Genomic DNA, 18,848 nt, shown 5'->3' on the forward strand with positions numbered 1-18,848 from the left:
GTATCAGTTTATGTAGGGCTTGCTTGTTCCCAAACAAAAAAGGGCCTGACGGTAACGTCAGGCCCTTTTTTGTTTGTCTGGTAGCAAGGGGCGGACTTGAACCGCCGACCCCAGCATTATGAGAACGAATTGACCATTTCACAAAATTCCTTTTCATGGCTATTGAGTTACTTGAGGCTCTATTGTTGCCGTTATTTGCCTCTGCGTGCCTCAACGGTTAGCTTGTGGTCAATCTATATGAGTTGTTGTTGAGTTTTTTATCTGTTTACGTTGAAGCCTTATCAGGGGGGGGGCTATGTTTGATATTCATCCGTCAGCGAGGAGTAATTTTGATTCTAAGGTTCGAGATCTTATTGATCTCGTAGAAGAGGATAAAAGTGATCGATCACCAAAAAAGCAGTTTCAATCTGACGTATTTATTGCTTCCACAATTTCCGAAGCTGATGTTATTGGAGATATAGAGGAGTCAGTAAGTGATTATAAAGGTAATACTGTTGGCCGATTCTTTGTGTTTGATGGTAAAAAATATGGCTTGCAGGGGGAGAAATACGAAAAGCTAGTGGCTATTGCAGAAAAAATACAGAGGCTTCCTGCATTTAGTGAAAGATTGAGCCGAAGGTTTGTCGAAGATTGTATTTATAGGTGGGTCAAGAATAAATTTACGGGAGCGGGGCCGGATAATGATTTTATAACTGTCCTTATAAATGAGGGTGAAAAATCAGTTTCAGAATTTACAATGCTTGTTCCGATATCAAATTTAATTGTTGAGGTTCCTTTTGACTTTTGCGGGGCTGTTATAAAAAACTTGTCCGAAACCTATGTTGATAGAATGGCAGAGGGGTTAGGTCAAGAATCAAAAGAATTAGTGGATAGAAAAAATGATTTTCTCGATCGCTTCCGCAGAAAATATCAAGGTTATGCTGTTGTAGAGGTTGTGTTGCTTTGTGAGCCTGATTATGCAAGCGAGTATTGTCTGGATTTGGCAAACAAAATCTGTGACCTTCTGGGGATATATTCTGGAGCTGCGTTGATGCCTGACTTGAAGTGTGCTTCAAGGCCAAAGGGTTCTGAAAGTATTCCTTTCTATGCCACCATTAATTCAAGTGAGGGTAATATAACTATCAAAGAAGGTATCCTTGATGTTGCTTCTTCTAGGACATGGTTTATTCGTGAAAGAGACTTGGATGCCTTTGCGCAAGCTGGCCTTGGTATATTATCTGAGCTTTCATTAAAGGAAAAGCTTAGCTCATATGAAGAAACGGTGTTGAATCTTGCATTTTTATACTCTAAGTCAGCTTTCACCTCTGATCCTCTTGAGAAGCTTGTTTATATTCTTTCTGCTCTCGAGTCTACGTTGTTAAAGAATCAGAGTGAGCCTATTCAGCAGAATATAGCTGAAAGGATGGCTTTTTTTATATGCGAAGATGGTGGCTCTAGGAAAGAGGTCATTAGAAACCTTAAAGTTGTTTATGGGTTTAGATCCCAATACTTGCATCACGGGCACTCTATCGCGGAGCTGAAAGAGCTTTCCCTTTTCTTTAAAAATTTTTGGGCTTTTTTTGTTTGTGCTATTAATAATTATAGATATTTTAGGGATAAAAATCACCTGATAGAATTTATTGATAATAAAAAATTTGGCGGATGATCTCTATAGGTTGAAGGTTTCTTTGTACTATTTTTTTTCGTGGGGTATGCCCTGCATGACCTCGTAAAACCTTGCCGGGAGCTTTATGGCAGTGTTCATGGACTTTTTTGATTGATATGCGGAATAAGAAAAGGAAATGATCGATACAATAAGTGCTGCTATGGCAAACTTGTTGGCCGTCCTCGAAGATGCGCGTGCTTCTTGCAATTCTACATATTCTAATAATTTGAAATGGTCTTCTGCCCCAGCGTATAGCATTGCTGATTTTTCATGCTTCCCGTTTTCGATCCGCGTGTGATGTCTAAAGTTTGAATAAGGATTGGAGAGGATTTGTTTGTCATGAATCATCCATCTTAATTGTTCTTTTTGCTCTTTTGTAAGTTTGGTTTTTTCGCATAGATCATAAAAGCTAAATGATTCATTTGAAGTTGCATATTCTAGGACTAATATTATCCAGGTTGTTTTCTTTTTGTTTTGGTATTTCGCTTTCATAATAAGTAATGCGCTGGCTGATGTTGTTGCAAGTAATAAAAGGGGCGCAGCAAAAATTATAAAAATATACTGGTTTGCTGAAAGCATTTGATTTTCTCTTACAGAAAACGAATTAGCGCGTACCGAATTTTCTTTTAGGTGTTTGTCGGTGTCTGTGCTGATCTGTATGGCTCTTCGGCCTTGCTCCAGTGCTCGCTTTCTTGCTGCCTTGGCGTGGTGTGTTCATATCCCTTCCCTGAGATTGAAACGTATTATTTGCTGAACTTTCCGAACAGGGTTCATTATATGCAAGTTCTGTTCGAGCAGAAATAGGGACGGGCGCCCGTGCGTGCGTGATAGCGTGTACCAAGGGCAGGTTATTAGCTTTTGCCTGATTGTCATGTACTCATATATGAGTATTTATGGTAACTTTCATTGCTTTTTACTCATATATGAGTATTTTATAGGTATGGATACTCTCACCCAGATAGGCCAAAACCTGCGCCAGGCGCGACAGAAGGCTTACCCCAATGACACCCTGGACGATTTTGCCCTGCGCATTGGCGTGGGCCGCGCAACGTTGCAGCGGATGGAAAAGGGGGATCTCAGTGTGTCTCTGGGTAAATACTTTCAGGCGGCAGCGTTGCTGGGCTTGGATGCGCCTTTCCATACCTTGCTGAAGCCAACGCAGAGTCTGTTCGATGATTAGGCAGCGCTACGATTTATACCTCAATACCGCTGATACGGGGGTAGTGCAGGCCGCCGATGTGGTGCTGCTGGAGGAGTCCGGTTTCCTGACCCGGGTCGGGTTTCGGTATCGCCCTGACTATTTAAACCACCGCTTGGCGTTCCCGCTTGATCCTGTTCAGCTTCCGCTGCGTGCTGCCGCTTTTGAATTTGAGTGCCAACGGGGGGCAAGTCCTGCTTTTCTGGATGATTATCTGCCTGATGACTGGGGCCGGAAGGTTCTGGTCCAGCTGGCCCTTTTGCGGGACAAAAAGGTACTGAATGCCCATAGCATCATCGACACGCTGGCCATGCTTGGCCATAGCCGTGTTGGTGCGCTTTCTCTGGTGGCGCAAGGTGAGGCGCCGCGCTTCGATGCCGGCCATACTATTGAGCACCTCCGGGCGGCGGAGCAGGCGGCCCAGCAGATTGACCAGATGGACTTTGGTAGCGTGGCGCCTGATGAAATGAGCCTGGTGTATTTGGCCAATGCGGGCACTGGTGTGGGCGGCGCACGGCCGAAAGCACTGCTGTTTGATGACGCGGGCCAGTACCTGGCCAAGTTCAACCGCATAACCCAAGATCGCTATAACAATGCCCGGGTTGAGCTGGCTTGCTTGCGCATGGCGCAGGCGGCAGGGATTCACATGAAGGGCGGCAAAGTTATTGAAGGGATCAATGGGCGCGAAGTGCTGTTGCTGGAGCGTTTTGATACTGATGGGCAAGCGAGAAAGCACTTGATCACTGTCAACGGGCTGCTCAAGGAGCCCACTTCGCAGATGGATCTTGGTCATGCGTTTCGTTATGACCATGTGTGCGACTTGATCAAAAAGCACTCCTGCCGGGTGGAGGAGGATCTGATACAGCTACTGAAACTGATGCTGTTCAACCGTGCCATCAATAACACCGATGACCACGAACGAAATTTCAGCCTGATGTTCAGTGAGCGGGGCTATCACTTAGCGCCTGCCTATGATCTGGTGCCGAGCCTCACCATCAATATGCACCACGCAGCCAGTTATCAATATCAGGCCTACCCGCCCACCCCGACCGAGGCGCTGCAGGCCGGGCGTATTTTTTCGTTGCCGCAAAGCAAAGTGCAAGAAGCTGCCCGCGAAGTGATTAGCGCCGTTGAACGATGGCAGGAATTCGCGTCGGTTGCCGGTGTGTCTGGTGAGGATGCTGACAAGGTGTCCCGCGTGATCAGGTTGTAGGCGAAGCCGTTGAGGTTGGCATTGGCTTGTGCGGTCTGTCGGGTTACGCCTTGCGGCTAACACGACCTACACAACTGAAAAGGTGTCCCGCGTGATCAGGCTGTAGCGCCAAGCCGTTGAGGTTCGCATTGGCTTGTGCGGTCTGTCGGGTTACGCCTTGCGGCTAACACGACCTACACAAACGAATATCGGAAGGGGGCGCTTGTGGCTAGCGCGCCTGAGCGGATGATTGATTTAGAGGGAACTATGAATCTTCATGAACTGGTTTTGATGATCTTTACATACGTTAGTGGGATTGTGGCGACAATCCATGTTTTTCGAAAACTTCTTGGTTTTATGAAGGCCGCGAGGGTTCGCTTTCTTCACCGCGAGCGTGTTGAAATTCTGGCTTTCACGACTTCTCCTCCCTACGGACAAGGAAAAATCACTGTCTGGCTAGCGTACCTTGTCCTGACCTGTTTCTTGGGAGTTCTCGTCGGCATTGATACTGGAGGCATTAACGTGATTACACACGTTTTCTGTTTTTCAGCTGGTGTCATTACAGGGCGAATCATGGACTTTGCTGAGATAATGAAAGATCCCGAGGCGGCACTTGCCGAAATTGATAAGACGCTTGGGGGGATTTAGGGGTCTGGTGCGATTCGGATGGAGAGAAAAAGGATCACCAAAACAAAAAGGGCCTGACGTTGTCGTCAGGCCCTTTTCTTTGTCTGGTAGCAAGGGGCGGACTTGAACCGCCGACCCCAGCATTATGAGTGCTGTGCTCTAACCAGCTGAGCTACCTTGCCATTTGAGGTCGCGAATTTTCCGTGAGGTGGGGGCGGGTGTCAAGCATTGCCGGTGAGGCTGGGTAATGTTTGATCAGAAGTTGCTTGTGGGGCAGGGAATCTGCCATAGTTGCCCTGTAAATGAAAATCACTATCATTTGATGGCTGGATTCGTTAGTCTTGCAAAGCAAGAATACTTGACCAAATTGCTCGGGATTACTACTCTCACTCTTTAAATACACGCAAGAAAGGTGTGGATATGCGTTTGACGACCAAAGGCCGCTATGCGGTAACCGCGATGCTGGATCTGGCGCTGCATGCAGCGACGGGGCCGGTGTCGTTGGCGGATATTTCCGAGCGTCAGGGTATTTCCATTTCCTACCTGGAACAGTTGTTTGCCAAGCTTCGCCGTAATGGGCTGGTGAGCAGCGTGCGTGGCCCCGGCGGCGGCTATCAGCTGAGCCGGGACGGTGAGCAGATTGACGTGGCGGCGGTGATTGCGGCGGTGGATGAGTCGGTGGATGCTACCCGTTGTGGTGGCCATGGGGATTGTCAGGAAGGCGATACCTGCCTGACCCATCACCTGTGGTGCGATCTGTCCGACCAGATTCAGGATTTTCTCAGCGGTATTACGCTGGGAGAGCTGGTGGCCCGCCAGGAAGTACGGCATGTGGCCCAGCGCCAGGATCGACAGCAGCAGCGCTTGCCCGTCAGCAGTCTTTGATTGTGTGCCGGTGCGCTGCCGGCCTCAGTAACCCGATACCAGCCATACGATACCCATCATGAGTAATGCCGTTTACCTGGACTATGCGGCGACCACTCCGGTAGACCCGGTGGTGGTGGACGCTATGGTCCGTCATCTTGGCCCTGAGGGCACCTTTGCTAACCCCGCATCACGCAGCCACCTGTACGGTTGGTTGGCGGAAGAAGCGGTGGAATCAGCCCGTCGTCAGGTTGCCGACCTGTTGAATGCGGACCCCCGCGAAGTGGTGTGGACCAGTGGCGCCACCGAGGCCAATAACCTGGCGCTGAAAGGGGCCATCGATGCCCGTGGCGGCGGCCACGTGATTACCAGTGCCACCGAACACAAGGCCGTACTGGATGCCTGTGGCTGGCTGGAAAGCCAGGGCCATGCGGTTACCTACCTGAAGCCGGAGAAAAACGGCCAGGTGAGCCTGCAGAGCGTGGCGGATGCCATGCGTGAGGACACGGTGCTGGTGAGCGTGATGCACGCCAATAACGAGACCGGGGTGATCAATGATATCGCCGCCATCGGTGCACTGTGCCGCGAGCGTGGCGTGCTGTTTCACACGGATGCCGCCCAGTCTGTGGGCAAGCTGCCCCTCGACGTGAAAACCCTGCCGGTGGATCTGGTGTCAGTGTGTGCTCACAAGGTCTACGGCCCCAAGGGTATCGGCGCCTTGTATGTGCGCCGTTCTCCGGACGTGAAAGTGGCCGCGCAGATTCACGGCGGTGGCCATGAGCGTGGCATGCGCTCGGGCACCCTGGCCACGCACCAGATTGTGGGCATGGGAGAGGCGTTTGCGTTGGCCGGGTCCTTGAGGGATGAAGAAGGGCCTCGCATCGGCGCGTTGCGGGACCGACTGTGGCAAGGCATTGAGGCGCTGGGCGGCGTGAGTGTGAACGGCGAGGGCGCCCCGCGTTTGCCGGGGCACCTGAATGTAGCGTTCGACGGCGTGGACGGTGAGATGCTGCTGACGGCCATGAATGGCGTGGCGGTGTCGTCCGGTTCGGCGTGTACGTCGGCCTCGCTGGAGCCTTCCTATGTGCTCAAGGCCATGGGGGTTGAAGATGCGCTGGCCCATGGGTCGGTACGTTTTTCCGTGGGGCGTTTTACCACGGCTGAGGATATCGAGCGCGCCATCGCGTCGGTGACCGACGCGGTGTCGCGACTGCGTACCGTGTCCGCCTGACAGCAGCGACCGGGGACCGTCTGGGGAAGAATGTGACGGTTTCCGGCACTGTGTTGTCTCCACCGCCCGGGCGAACCTTGCCCGGCGGTGTTTCCGGGCCGCTCAGAGGTCCTTTTTCCGGTATGGCTTTTGCTTTGTTCTCAGTGAGGATTAACCGCACTGATCGCGAGGACGTGCCATGCATGGTGTCATCGTTTCCAACTTCAAAACTTACCTGGATGAATTTCTTGGTGCGGATGCCTGGGGCGATGTGATTGCCGGTGCCGGGCTTGACGGAAAAACCTACCTGCCGGTGGCCCTGTACCCGGATGCGGAAATGGAGGCGCTGCTGGAGGCGGCAGTGAATGCCACCGGCCTGCGCCGGGAGGACTTGCTGGCGGATTTTGGTGAGTGGGTCATTGGCCCGCTGGTGCGCATGTACCAGGCCATGATTCCGGCGGATTGGGGCACCCAGGCGCTGCTGCTGAATATGCAGACCATCCATGAGCGGGTGCTGAAACTCAAGGACCCGGCCGCCAGTGCGCCGAATATTCAGGTCCGCCAGTGCGGTGAAGACACGCTGGAAATTCACTACCTTTCACACCGTAATATGGCGCCGATGATTCTGGGGGCGGTTAAAGGCCTGGCCGAGCACTTTCAGGAAACGGCGCAATTATTGGCCGCGGAAGAGATTGCGGCAGAGGATGGTACGCAGAGTGGCGAATGCCGTTTTCTGTTTCAGCTGCACTCGCAGTGCCTGGCGAACCAGGACGTGGGTTAGGTTTTTGTGGAGCGGTGGTTCCGCCGCGAAAAGTCAGGACAGGCGCTGGGTCCCTTCGTAACCGCACGATCTACAGGTGGCGGCTTGATTTTGTAGGAGTGCCTCTTGAGGCGCGAACCGCACCCGGAAGGCTCTGGCAAGCAGGTTCGCGGCTCGAGCGCCGCTCCTACGGAGAAAGGGGTCGCAGTTCAGGCGGCCAGCTGGGCGGCCTGTTGTTTGATCTTGGCGACCATGGCGCGCAGGCCGTTGCCACGGGTGGGGCTCAGGTGGCCGAGCAGGTCGATACGGTCGAAGAAGCCGTCCATGTCGTAGTCATGAATGCCCTGGGGGGATTGCTGATTGAGCGCCGACAGCACAATGGCCGCCAGCCCTTTCACGATCAGCGCATCGGAGTCCACTGCCAGATACAGGGTGTCGGCATCCCTGTCGTAATCGGTTTCCAACCACACCTGGCTCTGGCAGCCGCGCACAAAACGGTCTTCGGTTTTCAGCTCATCGGGCAAGCCGGGCAGCTGCTTGCCCAGGTCGATGATATAGCGATACCGCTCTTCCCAGTCATCCAGAAATTCCAGATCCTCGGCAATGTCCTCGGCGGTCACGTCCTTGCCAAGTTTGATGCTGCGAATATCAAATTGCACGTCGTTGAGCTCCGTGGCCTGACGCTGGACGCCTGATGCCTGACGCTAAACCGGTGAGGGTTTTCCTGGTCTGGCGTTTGGCGTCGAGCGTCTGGCGTAAATTTAGAACATCCCCAGTTCGAGCTGGGCTTCTTCGCTGATCATCTCGCGGCTCCAGGGCGGGTCGAACACCAGGGCCACTTCCACCTTGTCCACGTTGGGGACTTTGCCGAGCCGGTCTTCCACGTCGCCCACCAGCACCGGGCCCATGCCGCAGTTGGGGGCGGTCAGGGTCATGCGTACCTGCACCACGTTTTGCCCGTCTCGCTGGATGACATCGCAGCCGTAGACCAGACCCAGCGCCATGATGCTCACCGGAATTTCCGGGTCGAAAATGGTTTCCAGGACGGTGTTCAGGTCATCGTCGCGCACGCTGCCGTCGTCATTGGCGGGCGCAAAATCCAGCTCCAGCGGTTCCTGGCCGATGGCATCGGCGTCGGTGCCGTCGATGCGTGCCATGTTGCCGTTGATGGTGACGGTATAGGTGCCACCCAGCGCCTGGCGAAGGTTCACGAAGCTGTTCTTGGGAATGGTAATACGGGTGCCGTCCGGTACCTTGCGGGCCGGAACGTCGCGTTGAACCACTACCGTGCGTTGGTCTGCCATTGTCTTCCCTGGCCGGTGGTTAGACGTCGTCTACCGTAAAACTTTCGCCGCAGCCGCATTCGCCGGTGGCGTTGGGGTTGCGGAACTTGAACAGGCTGTTGACGCCTTCGGTGACGTAGTCGATGACCAGGCCGTTGAGCATGGGCAGCCATTTTTCCGGTACGTAGAGGTTCACGCCGTCGATCTCGAACAGCTTGTCGCCGTCCTTGGGTTCGTCCACGAAGTCCAGGGTGTACATGAACCCGGAGCAGCCGGACTCGTCCAGATCCAGGCGAATACCGGCGGCATTGGCCCGCTGGATTTCACGCAGGGCCTGTTGGTTGGCTGCCTCGGTCAGGTTGAGGGTGACCTGGCCGGGCTGGAATGTCTGAACGGTCATGTGTTACCTACCTTGCATGAAACGCCAGACGCTGAACGCCCGACGTTTGACGCGAAAAAGCCGGATCAGGTGTGCCTGGTGTCACAGGAAGGTTTTGACCTTCTCCAGACCTTCGAACAGGCGATCCACCTCTTCCAGCGTATTATAAATCGAGAATGAGGCTCTGACAGTACCGGGAATACCCAAAGTATCCATCAATGGCATGGTGCAGTGGTGTCCGGTGCGAACGGCGATGCCCTGCTTGTCCAGCAGCATGCCCACATCGGCCGGGTGGCCACCGTCCAGCAAAAAGGACAGTACACTCACCTTGCTGGTGGCGGTGCCGATGATTTTCAAGCCGTCGCAGGCGTGTGCGCGCTCGGTGGCGCGGGCCAGCAGGGCGTCTTCGTGGACGGCCAGGGCCGGGCGATCCTGGTGGTTCAGCCACTCAATGGCGGCGGCCAGGCCGATGGCGCCGGCGATGTTGGGCGTGCCCGCTTCGAATTTGTAAGGCAGCTGATTCCAGGTGCTTGCTTCGAAGCTGACGGTTTCAATCATTTCCCCGCCGGTCTGGTAGGGCGGCATGGCTTCCAGCAGTTCGCGGCGGCCATAGAGCACGCCGATACCGGTGGGGCCAAATAGCTTATGCCCGGAAAACGCATAGAAATCCACGTCGAGATCCTGCACGTCCACCGGGAAGTGGGCCACGGCCTGAGCGCCGTCGATCAAGGTGATGGCGCCGGCGGCTTTCGCGCGGGCAACCATCTCTTTCACCGGGTTCAGCGTGCCCAGCGCATTGCTGGCATGGCCAATGGCGAAGATTTTGGTTTTCTCGCTGAGCAGCTGGACGAAGGCGTCCTGATCCAGGCTGCAGTCGTCACGCAGCGGGATCACTTTCAGTGTGGCGCCGGTGGCGGCGCAGGCCTGCTGCCAGGGGACGATGTTGGCGTGGTGCTCGCTGGTACCGAACAGCACTTCATCGCCGGGCTGCAGGCGCTCACGGGCCACGCACTGGGCCACCATGTTGATGGACTCGGTGGTGCCCTTGGTCCACAGGATTTCTTCGCGGCTGGCGTTGAGGAAGGTCGCCACGGTTTCGCGGGCACCTTCGAACTGGCTGGTGGCTTCGTCGCTCAGGTAATGAGCGCCACGGTGCACGTTGGAATTCACCGTGCGGTAGTAGTTATCCAGCGCTTCCAGCACCGCCACCGGTTTCTGGGTGGTAGCGCCGTTATCCAGGTAGACCAGCGGCTTGCCGTTCACCTGTTGGTCGAGAATCGGAAATTGTGCGCGCAGCGCCTGGATATCCATCACGCGGCAGATTCTCCCGCCGGCGTGGTGTGGGCCAGCTCGGCTTCCAGCCAGGGGGTGGCCCATTCGGCCACTTTCTCGTGGGGCAGGGTCATCAGCAGTTCGTTGACGAAGCCCAGGCTCAGCATGCGCTTGGCTTCGGCCGCCGGAATGCCGCGCGATTGCAGGTAGAACTGCTGCATGGCATCGAGCTGGCCGACGGTGGTGCCGTGGGCACACTTTACGTCGTCGTTATAGATTTCCAGCTCCGGCTTGGTGTTGATCTCCGCACCGGGATTGAGCAGCAGATTCTTGTTGGACAGCTCGGCGTTGGTGCCGCTGGCACCGGGGTGAATGTGGATGCGGCCGTTGAAGACCGCCTTGCCACTTTCGCCGGCCAGGCCTTTGAAGTTCTGGTCCGATTCACAGTTGGGCACGGCGTGTTCCACGCACAGCTGGTTGTCCACGTGGCTGTTGTCGCGGACTACGAAGATGCCTTTCATGTTCAGTTCGGCGCCGCTTTTGTTGACCAGGGCGCGCACGTCGTTACGACGCAGGCGGTTGCCGGTCATCAGCTGGTAGCTGTCGACCTTGCTGATGCCTTGCTGATCAATGATCAAGGTGCCGATGTGCAGGCTGCTGGCCTGCTCGCCCTGAAGCCGGTAGTGGGTCAGCTGGGCATTGTCGGCGGTGACCAGGGCGGTCACTGCGTTGCTCAGGGTCTGGCCCTCTGCATGGTAATGTTCGATCACGGCGGCTTCGGCGCCCTGATTCAATACCACCACCAGGCGCGGGCTGCAGTGCGCAGGGGTATCGCTGGCAGACTGGAGCTGCACATGGATGGGCTGCTCTATGCGGGTGTTGGCGGCCACGGTGAGTACTACTGGCTGGCTGGCGACGGCGCTGTTGTAAAAGGCAAACGGGGTCTGCAGGCCGTTGATGGCAGGGCCGTCGTGGGACAGACTCACGCCATCGGGCAGGTTGTGGCTGACCAGCTGGCCGTTGTTGATCGTCACCACATGCTCAGACAGAGCAGGCAGCGGTTGGCTGATCTCGCCGTCGGCGATGGCATTGAGATGGCCATCGGCCAGTGCCTGCAGCGAGGTGTACTTCCAGCGCTCAGTCTTGCGCTCCGGGAAGCTGGCCGCTTCCAGGGCGGCCAGGGCATCGCCTTTGCTACCGCTGTTGTTTGCGTTGGTCAGCGCTTGGCTTTTCAGTTCCTGCGCCAGGGCAGAAGCGGAGAGACTCATGCGGACTCCTCTTCTCCGGTCAACCAGCCATAGCCTTTCTCTTCCAGTTCGTGGGCCAGTTCCTTGCCGCCGGATTTGATGATCTGGCCGTTGGACAGCACGTGCACGAAGTCCGGCACGATGTAGTCCAGCAGGCGCTGATAGTGAGTCACCAGCACGATGCCGCGCTCCGGGCTGCGCAGGGAGTTGACCCCCTTGGCCACGGTTTGCAGGGCGTCGATGTCGAGGCCGGAGTCGGTTTCATCGAGCAGTGCCAGCTTCGGTTCCATCAAAAGCATCTGCATGATTTCATTGCGCTTTTTCTCGCCGCCGGAGAAGCCTTCGTTGACGCCACGCTTGAGGAAGCTGGCGTCCAGATTCACCTGTTTGCAGGCGGCACGGGCCTGGCGGAGCAGGGTGACCGAATCCCACTCTTCCTTGCCCTGGGCACCGCGTACGGATTCCAGTGCCGCTTTGAGAAATTCCATGTTGGAGACGCCGGGGATTTCCACCGGATACTGGAAGGCCAGGAACAGGCCCGCCTGGGCGCGCTCTTCCGGCTCCTGTTTTGCCAGGCTCTTGCCTTCAAACAGGGCTTCACCGCCGGTGATTGCGTAGTTGTCACGACCGGCCAGCACGTTGGCCAGGGTGGATTTGCCGGAGCCATTGGGGCCCATGATGGCGTGTACCTCGCCCGGGTTCACGGTGAGGTTGAGGCCCTTGAGAATCGGCTTGTCCGCCACGGTGGCGTGAAGATCACGAATTTCCAGCATGTTTTGATGCGCCTTTCGATTGGGCCGGGAATCCGGCCCGAGTTAATTCAGGGTGTTGTTCGGTGAAGTCGGGGCTTAGCCCACTGCGCCTTCCAGGCTGACTTCCAGCAACTTGCCCGCTTCCACGGCAAATTCCATGGGCAGTTCCTTGAACACCTCTTTACAGAAGCCGTTCACGATCATGGAAACCGCCTTCTCCGGGTCGATACCGCGCTGGCGGCACAGGAACATCTGGTCGTCACTCACCTTGGAGGTGGTGGCCTCGTGTTCGATGGTGGCCGAGGGGTTTTTCGACTCGATGTACGGGAAGGTGTGCGCGCCGCAGGTGTCGCCCAGCAGCAGGGAGTCGCACTGGGTGAAGTTGCGGGCGTTTTCTGCCCGGGGGCTGATCCGCACCAGGCCGCGGTAGCTGTTGCTGCTGCGCCCGGCGGAAATGCCCTTGGAAATAATGGTGCTCTTGGTGTTCTTGCCCAGGTGGATCATCTTGGTGCCGGTGTCCGCCTGCTGCATGTGGCGGGTCAGGGCCACGGAGTAGAATTCACCGATGCTGTTGTCACCACGCAGGATCACGGACGGGTACTTCCAGGTAATGGCAGAGCCGGTTTCCACCTGGGTCCAGCTGATCTTGCTGTTGTCGTGGGCCACGCCGCGCTTGGTGACGAAGTTGTAGATGCCACCCTTGCCGTTTTCGTCGCCGGGATACCAGTTCTGCACGGTGGAGTACTTGATCTCGGCACCGGGCATGGCCACCAGCTCGACCACGGCGGCGTGCAGCTGGTTTTCGTCGCGCTGGGGGGCGGTGCAACCTTCCAGGTAGCTCACATAGCTGCCTTCGTCGGCAATGATCAGGGTGCGCTCGAACTGGCCGGTGTTGGCTTCGTTGATGCGGAAGTAGGTGGACAGCTCCATGGGGCAGCGTACGCCCTTGGGGATGTACACAAAGGAACCGTCAGAGAACACGGCGCTGTTCAGGGCGGCGTAGAAGTTGTCGCCCTTGGGTACCACGGAGCCCATGTATTTCTGAATCAGTTCCGGGTATTCCTGAATCGCTTCGGAAATGGAGCAGAAGATGACCCCGGCTTCCCACAGTTTTTCCTTGAAGGTGGTGAATACGGAAGAAGAGTCGAACACCACATCCACGGCCACGCCTGCGAGCATTTCCTGCTCGTGCAGGGGTATGCCCAGTTTTTCATAGGTGGCCAGCAGCTCCGGGTCTACCTCATCCAGGCTTTTCGGGGCGTCGTCCAGGCTCTTGGGCTTGGAATAAAAGGACACCTCGTTGACGTCGATGGGCGGGTGATGCAGGTGGGCCCAGTCCGGGGGGGTCATCTCCAGCCACTTGTGGTAGCTGTCCAGACGCCATTCCAGCATCCATTCCGGTTCGCCTTTCTTGGCGGACAGAAAACGGATGACCTCCTCGCTCAGCCCGGGGGGCAGGGTCTCGGTGTCCACCGTGGTGGTGAAACCGGCCTCGTAGTTGGAGCGAATCAGCTTGTCCAGTTCGGCTTGGCTCATAGATCAGGGCCTGCGGTTCAGGTGGTGTTGGAAATACCAGAGTAATTTAGTCGGGTATTATACGCCATTACAGGGCGCTGTCGAATAGGGGGCGAGGAAGAAAATGGGCGCCCCCGGCAACAGCAGGACATGGGCGCCTCCGACGGGGCGGCAACGGTATCATAATTCGCCCCGCTTGCGTATAATCCGCCGGTTCCAGGGGGTGGTGTAACTGACGGCTTTGACCGGTCAGCGATCGCCCCTGTCATTGCCCCGGGCAGCCTTTGCTGTTGCCGAGGACCACATTTTAACGCAAATCTGGAGTGAACTGACTGATGGCTGTTGAGCGCACACTCTCTATCATCAAGCCTGATGCCGTGGCCAAGAACGTGATCGGCGAAATCGTTACCCGTTTCGAGAAGGCTGGCCTGAGCGTGGTTGCCATGAAAATGGTACACCTGAGCGACGAAAAGGCGGGCGGCTTCTACGCTGAGCACAAAGAGCGTCCTTTCTTCAAGGATCTGGTGGGCTTCATGACCAGCGGTCCTGTGGTTGTACAGGTGCTGGAAGGCGAAGACGCGGTTGCCAAAAACCGTGATCTGATGGGTGCTACCAACCCGAAAGAAGCCGAAGCCGGCACTATCCGTGCAGATTTTGCGGAAACAATCGACGCAAACGCGGTCCATGGTTCTGACTCCACCGAGTCTGCCGCCCGCGAACTGGCCTACTTCTTCTCCGACGAAGAACTGTGCCCGCGCGCCAGCTAATATCCGCTTGCGTGCAATACCAACCACGGCCTTGGGCCGTGGTTGGCGTTTAAAGGAAACCCGGTTTCCTATTGGAGAATGCTATGACTGCCCAACAGAAGGTAAATCTGCTCGGCCTTTCTCGCCCGCAAATGGAAGAGTTCTTCCTGACCATGGGGGAGAAAAAATTCCGTGCCCAGCAGGTGCTGAAATGGATCCACCACCACCAGGCGGATTCCTTTGAGCAAATGACCGATGTGGGTAAGGCATTGCGCCAGAAATTGTCCGAGGTGGCGGAAATCCGCGGCCCGAAGGTAACCCACGAGAGCATCAGCCGTGACGGCACCCGTAAATGGGTGTTCGAAATGGATAACGGCGGTGCCGTGGAAACCGTATTTATTCCCGATGGTCGTCGCGGCACCCTGTGTGTTTCATCCCAGGTGGGCTGCGCCGTGGATTGCAGCTTCTGCTCCACTGGCAAACAGGGCTTTCAGCGCGACATGACCAGCGCCGAGATCATCGGTCAGGTGTGGCAGGCAAGCCGCGCCTTTGGCCCGCGCCGTAACCTGGGTCAGCACCCGATTACCAATGTGGTGATGATGGGTATGGGCGAGCCGCTGCTTAATTACGACAAGGTGCTTACGGCCATGCGGATCATGAAAGATGATCTGGGCTACGGCATCGGTAAAAAACGTATCACCCTGTCTACCTCCGGGGTGATTCCGAAGATGAATCAGCTCAGCGAGGATTTGGATGTGTCCCTGGCGGTAAGCCTGCACGCACCCAATGACGAGCTGCGTAACCAGCTGGTGCCGCTGAACCGCAAGTATCCGCTGAAAGACCTGATGGCGGCCTGCAAGAGTTACAGCAAGAATATTACCCACCGCCATAACACCATCACCATGGAATATGTGATGTTGCGGGATGTGAACGACAAGCCGGAACATGCCCGCCAATTGGTTAAACTGCTTAACGGCATTCCCGTGAAGGTTAATCTGATTCCGTTTAACCCCTTTCCGCATGCCGGTTATGAGCGGTCACGCAAGAACGATATTTTGGAGTTCCACAAGTACCTGAATGACAATGGAGTAATGACCACGGTCAGGACAACGCGCGGCGATGATATTGATGCCGCTTGTGGTCAGTTAGTGGGGCAGGTGAAGGACCGCACCCGGCGCAGTGAGCGCTGGAAGGAATCCATTTTTCACCGCGCCGAACAAACCGATAACAACACAGCGCAGACCTAATGAAACGTTTTTTTCAGGTTATTTTTATCCTGTGTTTTGCAGGATTTTTGGCCGCCGGGTGTGTGACGGTGGACGATGGGCCACAGGTGAAAGTGGATGAAGCGGTAAATAGCCGTGTGGCCGCCGGGCTGCAGTACCTGCAGCAAGGCAGCCCGTCAGAAGCGCGCCGTCACTTTTCCCGCGCGCTGAGCCTGGATGATGACAGTGCCGTTGCGCACAACGCCATGGCCTTGCTTTATAAGTACGAGCAGGATCCCGCCAACGAAGAATACCATTACCGCAAGGCGCTGGATGCGGATCGCCATTACTCCCCGGCGCTGAATAACTACGGCACCTTGCTGTATGGCCGTGGCGAGTACAAGGAAGCGCTCAAGCATTTCAAGAAAGCCGCTAACGATCCGTCCTATGAAGGTCGCGGCAGCGCCTGGGAAAACATGGGCCGCTGTTACCAGAAACTGGGGAACGATGACGATGCTCGCAATGCCTATGTGAAAGCACTGCGCCTGAATCCGCGTTCCGTTCAGCCCAACCTGGAGTTGGCGCAACTGTATTTCGATGAAGATCGTGGCCGCCTGGCCTGGGATTATTACCAGCAATATGTACAGCGCACTGGTCGTCAGAGTGCCCGGGCCCTGTGGTTGGGGATTCAACTGTCCAATTCGTTGGGCTACCGCAACCAGCAATCCAGCTATGAGCTGGCGCTGGATAATTTGTACCGCCGCTCTGGCGAATACCGTCAGTGGCAGGAATGGAAAGCTGAGCAAGCAAAAGGAGCGCAGCAATGAGCGATGACATGGTGGTATTACCCGGCGAACGTTGTCGCAAAGCCCGTGAAGCCCAGGGCATGACCCAGGCACAGGCGGCCCAGCGTTTGCACTTGTCGCTGACCTACCTGCAGAGCCTGGATGCGGACGATTACGAGCGCTTGCCGGAAGCGACCTTTGTTAAAGGGTATCTGCGCAATTACGCGCGGCTGCTCGGGCTGCCGGCGGATGAAATCGCCAACACCTTCCAGCAAATGGTTAATGACGATGTGTTGGACAAGCCGCTGCAGTTGCCGTCCATTGCGCCGCCGCCTTCGGCCTGGCGAAAACCCGTGCTGATCGCACTGGCGCTGGCGGTGCTGGTGGCGCTGTTGTGGGCGCTCTGGCCTGCCAGCGGCGAATTGCCTGCGCTGCCGGAACAAACGCCGGCGACAGAGCAGGAGGCCGAGCTGGAAAACATGAATGACAGTGTTGGCGCTCAGCCCTCTGGCGGCGCTGTTGACGGTTTCGGTGGCATGGATTCCGGGGCTGCTCCGGCGAGCGCGGATCTTGACGGCGAAGGCATCACTGACGACGGTATGCAGGATGATGAGACTGATGCCAGCTCCGCTAGCGATCCCCAGGCTGATGGCAGCTCGGCTGAGCAGAGCGATGATGGCTCGTCCATGCTCGCGGCTAATGGTCTGGATCGTCTGCTACTCAGTTTCACCAGCAATTGCTGGATCAAGGTCACCGATGCCACCGGGCGCACTCTGCGCCAGGGCGAGCAATCCGGTGGCGCATCCCTGATGCTGGATGGTAAAGCGCCATTCAGCCTGACTCTCGGTAACGCCGGCGCGGTGGACGAGTTGCTGGTCAACGGCAGCGCTGTCACCTTGCCGACGGATTCCCCCGGTAAAGTTGTGCGAATCTCCGCTCCCTGATTCGCGAGGGTAGAAAACACCATGGAACCGGAAGTTAAAATCCAACGTCGTAAAACCCGCCAAATCATGGTGGGGAATGTCCCTGTCGGTGGCGATGCCCCGATCTCCGTACAAAGCATGACCAATACCGAAACCTGTGATGTGGACGCCACCGTTGGCCAGATCCGCCGTTTACAGGATGCCGGTGTGGATATCGTGCGGGTGTCGGTGCCGTCCATGGATGCCGCCGAGGCTTTTGGCAAAATTCGCAAGCAGGTGGATGTGCCGTTGGTGGCGGATATCCATTACGACTACAAGATTGCCTTGGCGGTGGCTGAGCAGGGTGTGGATTGCCTGCGTATCAACCCCGGCAATATTGGCCGCGAAGACCGTATCAAGGCAGTGATTCAGTGCGCCAAGGACAAGGGATTACCAATCCGTATCGGCGTGAACGCCGGCTCCCTGGAAAAAGAATTACAGCGTAAATACGGCGAGCCCACGTCCGACGCCCTGGTGGAATCCGCCATGCGCCATGCGGACATTCTCGACCGCTATGATTTTCAGGACTTCAAGGTCAGTGTGAAGGCCTCCAACGTCTTCATGACCCTTCAGGCCTACCGCAAGCTGTCTGCCCAGCTGGAGCAGCCCCTACACCTGGGTGTCACCGAAGCGGGGACCTTCCGTTCCGGCACAGTGAAATCCGCCGTGGCGCTGGGTTCACTGCTCATGGAAGGCATCGGCGATACCATCCGCATTTCCCTGGCCGCCGACCCGGTGGAAGAAGTGCGGGTCGGTTTTGATATTCTGAAAAGCCTGAACCTGCGCAAGAAAGGCGTAAACATTATTGCCTGCCCCAGCTGTTCACGACAAAACTTTGATGTGATCAAGACCGTGAACGAGCTGGAAGCGCGACTGGAAGACATCAACGAATCCGTTGATCTGGCGGTGATTGGTTGCCTGGTAAATGGCCCGGGCGAAGCCCGTGAGGTGGATGTGGGCCTCACCGGTGGCACGCCCAATAATCTGGCCTACCGCGACGGTGAAAAAAGCCATCACATCACCGCTGATGATCTGGTCGACGAGCTTGAGCGAATGGTGCGCGCCAAAGTCAAGAAACAGCGAGAAGATGAAGAGAGGGGCATTATTGCCCGTAGTGAATAGACGGCGTGGGATCTTGGTCGGGCGTGGATTAGCGTCCGGTGCCAGGTGTCCAGCGTTCTGCGTTTTTTAAGGAAATTCTGTGAG

20 protein-coding genes and 1 tRNA gene are annotated in these 18,848 nt (G+C 56.2%); 12 read left to right on the forward strand and 9 right to left on the reverse strand.

Annotated features, from left to right (window positions below; all coding sequences use genetic code 11):
• Nucleotides 1-295: 295 nt before the first annotated feature.
• A complete protein-coding gene (locus tag COA55_RS10300; protein WP_290502031.1) occupies nucleotides 296-1,645 on the forward strand; it encodes a HEPN domain-containing protein in 1,350 nt (449 codons plus the stop codon).
• 27 nt (nucleotides 1,646-1,672) lie between these two features.
• Here COA55_RS10300 and COA55_RS10305 read toward each other — a convergent pair whose 3' ends face one another.
• Nucleotides 1,673-2,224 carry a hypothetical protein gene (locus COA55_RS10305; RefSeq protein ID WP_290502033.1) on the reverse strand — a complete coding sequence of 184 codons (552 nt, stop codon included), beginning with the start codon at nucleotides 2,222-2,224 and terminating at the stop codon, nucleotides 1,673-1,675.
• A gap of 361 nt (nucleotides 2,225-2,585) precedes the next feature.
• Here COA55_RS10305 and COA55_RS10310 point away from each other — a divergent pair, with 361 nt between their 5' ends.
• The 3 genes from COA55_RS10310 to COA55_RS10320 all read left to right on the forward strand — a co-directional run bounded on the left by COA55_RS10310 (nucleotide 2,586) and on the right by COA55_RS10320 (nucleotide 4,683).
• Nucleotides 2,586-2,825, forward strand: coding sequence for a helix-turn-helix transcriptional regulator (locus tag COA55_RS10310; protein ID WP_290502035.1), 240 nt, complete (start codon nucleotides 2,586-2,588; stop codon nucleotides 2,823-2,825).
• Complete coding sequence (locus tag COA55_RS10315; RefSeq protein WP_290502037.1) at nucleotides 2,818-4,056, forward strand: type II toxin-antitoxin system HipA family toxin; 1,239 nt, start codon at nucleotides 2,818-2,820, stop codon at nucleotides 4,054-4,056. Before COA55_RS10310 ends, COA55_RS10315 begins: the two co-directional genes overlap by 8 nt.
• A 204-nt stretch (nucleotides 4,057-4,260) precedes the next feature.
• A complete protein-coding gene (locus COA55_RS10320) occupies nucleotides 4,261-4,683 on the forward strand; it encodes a hypothetical protein (RefSeq protein ID WP_290502039.1) in 423 nt (140 codons plus the stop codon).
• Nucleotides 4,684-4,767: 84 nt separating this feature from the next.
• Here COA55_RS10320 and COA55_RS10325 read toward each other — a convergent pair.
• A tRNA-Met gene (locus COA55_RS10325) sits at nucleotides 4,768-4,844 on the reverse strand.
• Between the two features lie 238 nt (nucleotides 4,845-5,082).
• Between COA55_RS10325 and iscR the strand changes: the two genes are divergently transcribed.
• The 3 genes from iscR to COA55_RS10340 all read left to right on the forward strand — a co-directional run bounded on the left by iscR (nucleotide 5,083) and on the right by COA55_RS10340 (nucleotide 7,517).
• Nucleotides 5,083-5,547, forward strand: coding sequence for a Fe-S cluster assembly transcriptional regulator IscR (iscR, locus tag COA55_RS10330; RefSeq protein WP_290502041.1), 465 nt, complete (start codon nucleotides 5,083-5,085; stop codon nucleotides 5,545-5,547).
• Between the two features lie 58 nt (nucleotides 5,548-5,605).
• Entirely contained in the window at nucleotides 5,606-6,757 is a 1,152-nt protein-coding gene (locus COA55_RS10335; RefSeq protein ID WP_290502043.1) for an IscS subfamily cysteine desulfurase, read from the forward strand.
• A gap of 178 nt (nucleotides 6,758-6,935) precedes the next feature.
• Nucleotides 6,936-7,517, forward strand: coding sequence for a heme NO-binding domain-containing protein (locus COA55_RS10340; RefSeq protein WP_063519603.1), 582 nt, complete (start codon nucleotides 6,936-6,938; stop codon nucleotides 7,515-7,517).
• Nucleotides 7,518-7,705: 188 nt separating this feature from the next.
• Here COA55_RS10340 and COA55_RS10345 read toward each other — a convergent pair whose 3' ends face one another.
• The 7 genes from COA55_RS10345 to sufB form a co-directional block, all read right to left on the reverse strand.
• Entirely contained in the window at nucleotides 7,706-8,155 is a 450-nt protein-coding gene (locus COA55_RS10345) for a SufE family protein (protein ID WP_290502045.1), read from the reverse strand.
• Nucleotides 8,156-8,257: 102 nt separating this feature from the next.
• Complete coding sequence (sufT, locus tag COA55_RS10350; protein WP_063538145.1) at nucleotides 8,258-8,800, reverse strand: putative Fe-S cluster assembly protein SufT; 543 nt, start codon at nucleotides 8,798-8,800, stop codon at nucleotides 8,258-8,260.
• Nucleotides 8,801-8,819: 19 nt separating this feature from the next.
• On the reverse strand, nucleotides 8,820-9,179 hold the full coding sequence (locus tag COA55_RS10355) for an iron-sulfur cluster assembly accessory protein (RefSeq protein ID WP_063519895.1): 360 nt from the start codon (nucleotides 9,177-9,179) through the stop codon (nucleotides 8,820-8,822).
• A gap of 81 nt (nucleotides 9,180-9,260) precedes the next feature.
• Nucleotides 9,261-10,469, reverse strand: a complete 1,209-nt coding sequence (locus COA55_RS10360) for a SufS family cysteine desulfurase (protein ID WP_290502073.1) — start codon at nucleotides 10,467-10,469, stop codon at nucleotides 9,261-9,263.
• Nucleotides 10,469-11,698, reverse strand: a complete 1,230-nt coding sequence (gene sufD, locus COA55_RS10365) for a Fe-S cluster assembly protein SufD (protein WP_290502047.1) — start codon at nucleotides 11,696-11,698, stop codon at nucleotides 10,469-10,471. The genes COA55_RS10360 and sufD overlap by 1 nt, the downstream gene beginning before the upstream one ends.
• Complete coding sequence (gene sufC, locus COA55_RS10370; protein ID WP_290502049.1) at nucleotides 11,695-12,450, reverse strand: Fe-S cluster assembly ATPase SufC; 756 nt, start codon at nucleotides 12,448-12,450, stop codon at nucleotides 11,695-11,697. The genes sufD and sufC overlap by 4 nt, the downstream gene beginning before the upstream one ends.
• Before the next feature lie 75 nt (nucleotides 12,451-12,525).
• Nucleotides 12,526-13,965, reverse strand: coding sequence for a Fe-S cluster assembly protein SufB (sufB, locus tag COA55_RS10375; RefSeq protein WP_290502052.1), 1,440 nt, complete (start codon nucleotides 13,963-13,965; stop codon nucleotides 12,526-12,528).
• Nucleotides 13,966-14,279: 314 nt separating this feature from the next.
• Here sufB and ndk point away from each other — a divergent pair, with 314 nt between their 5' ends.
• The 5 genes from ndk (at nucleotide 14,280) to ispG (ending at nucleotide 18,764) form a co-directional block, all read left to right on the forward strand.
• The gene (gene ndk, locus COA55_RS10380; protein ID WP_007148916.1) at nucleotides 14,280-14,711 is read left to right on the forward strand and encodes a nucleoside-diphosphate kinase; all 432 of its coding nucleotides are present in this window, start codon (nucleotides 14,280-14,282) and stop codon (nucleotides 14,709-14,711) included.
• An 83-nt stretch (nucleotides 14,712-14,794) separates the two neighbouring features.
• Complete coding sequence (gene rlmN / locus COA55_RS10385; RefSeq protein WP_063520488.1) at nucleotides 14,795-15,937, forward strand: 23S rRNA (adenine(2503)-C(2))-methyltransferase RlmN; 1,143 nt, start codon at nucleotides 14,795-14,797, stop codon at nucleotides 15,935-15,937.
• Nucleotides 15,937-16,722: a type IV pilus biogenesis/stability protein PilW gene (gene pilW / locus COA55_RS10390; RefSeq protein ID WP_290502054.1), complete on the forward strand. Its 786-nt coding sequence runs from the start codon at nucleotides 15,937-15,939 to the stop codon at nucleotides 16,720-16,722. Before rlmN ends, pilW begins: the two co-directional genes overlap by 1 nt.
• Nucleotides 16,719-17,624: a RodZ domain-containing protein gene (locus COA55_RS10395; protein ID WP_290502056.1), complete on the forward strand. Its 906-nt coding sequence runs from the start codon at nucleotides 16,719-16,721 to the stop codon at nucleotides 17,622-17,624. The genes pilW and COA55_RS10395 overlap by 4 nt, the downstream gene beginning before the upstream one ends.
• A 21-nt stretch (nucleotides 17,625-17,645) precedes the next feature.
• Nucleotides 17,646-18,764, forward strand: coding sequence for a flavodoxin-dependent (E)-4-hydroxy-3-methylbut-2-enyl-diphosphate synthase (gene ispG, locus COA55_RS10400; protein ID WP_063538139.1), 1,119 nt, complete (start codon nucleotides 17,646-17,648; stop codon nucleotides 18,762-18,764).
• The last annotated feature ends 84 nt before the right edge of the window (nucleotides 18,765-18,848 follow it).

Origin of the sequence: Alcanivorax sp. (genome assembly GCF_002733835.1) — a bacterium.
GTDB lineage: Bacteria > Pseudomonadota > Gammaproteobacteria > Pseudomonadales > Alcanivoracaceae > Alcanivorax.